This is a genomic window from Streptomyces sp. adm13(2018) (genome assembly GCF_008042145.1).
Taxonomy (GTDB): domain Bacteria; phylum Actinomycetota; class Actinomycetes; order Streptomycetales; family Streptomycetaceae; genus Streptomyces.
Genome location: NZ_RDBH01000263.1, coordinates 1 through 946, shown reverse-complemented (window position 1 = coordinate 946; position 946 = coordinate 1). Strand labels below are relative to the sequence as shown.

Annotated in this window: 1 protein-coding gene and 2 pseudogenes; 1 reads left to right on the top strand and 2 read right to left on the bottom strand. The window is 71.7% G+C overall.

The window, feature by feature from the left end:
• Positions 1 to 79 precede the first annotated feature (79 nt).
• Complete coding sequence (locus EAO70_RS36395) at positions 80 to 268, bottom strand: hypothetical protein (protein WP_410091601.1); 189 nt, start codon at positions 266 to 268, stop codon at positions 80 to 82.
• A gap of 26 nt (positions 269 to 294) precedes the next feature.
• Positions 295 to 453: pseudogene (locus EAO70_RS39880) on the bottom strand (aldo/keto reductase); the annotation flags it as partial.
• Between the two features lie 217 nt (positions 454 to 670).
• Between EAO70_RS39880 and EAO70_RS36385 the strand changes: the two are divergent.
• Positions 671 to 877 (top strand): annotated as a pseudogene (locus tag EAO70_RS36385) (helix-turn-helix domain-containing protein); the annotation flags it as partial.
• Positions 878 to 946 lie beyond the last annotated feature (69 nt).

Sequence of the window (946 nt, the reverse complement as noted above, 5' to 3'; positions counted from 1 at the left end):
GGGCAAGCTGGGCCTGGACCACCTCGACCTCTACCTGATGCACCAGCCCTTCGGCGATGTCTACGGCCAGTGGCGGGGGTCAGGGTGGGAGGAGCGCCTTGAGAACCCGGCGGTCGGCCATGGCCCGGGAGGCGTCCGGAGCCCGGTCGAGGGGGAAGGTCTCCTCGAAGACGCGGCCGGGGGTGATGGTGCCGTCCAGGACGTCGGGCAGCAGCCGCTCGATGGAGGCGCAAACGGGGCCGCCGCCGGTCGGGGTGATGGTGCGCATGAACTCGGCCGGGCCGATCGGTCCCTGCTCGTACTGGGCGACGCCATCGAGAGCTCCAGGGCCCGGTGCACGGTTCGGATCGACTCCGCGTCATCGGTGCCCCAGCCCGTGTAGCCGTGGGACATGCCCATCGCGCCCAGCCCGATCCGGGAGACCTCCAGGTCACGCAGCTTGATGTACCGCATGTCGTCCTTTCCCGATCAAGGTGTCGCCTGGTCTCTCACTCTTGCCCGGCCCGGCAGGCCGTGCCCGTCGAGGTCCGGGCGGGAGGCAAGAGCGCCGGCGTCTTCCTCACCTACCTTCGCCCGGATCACGCGCGTGTGGCAGGGCGGGCTCTTCAGGGGTAAGGGCAGGGCCCCCTACCGTCTGCGGCGCGGCCGCCTGCCGGGTGAGACCGGGGTCATGGCATCCCAGAGCGCGACCAGCGAGGGCGCCGAGCTGGGCCGCTTCCTGCGTGCCCGCCGCACCCGGACCAGCCCCGAACACGTCGGCCTCACCGTCGGCACCGGCATCCGCCGCACCCCGGGCCTGCGCCGCGAGGAACTGGCCACCCTCGCCGGCATCAGCGTCGACTACTACGTACGCCTGGAACGCGGGCGAGGGAGTCGAGGACGGCGGGGCTGGGGCGGGTCTCCTTGCCGCGTTCCAGGCGTACGTATTAGTCGACGCTGATGCCGG

Bases quoted from the DNA above. Each gene is read 5' to 3' on its own strand.
- EAO70_RS36395 (WP_410091601.1), bottom strand. From the start codon at position 268: ATGCGCACCATCACCCCGACCGGCGGCGGCCCCGTTTGCGCCTCCATC.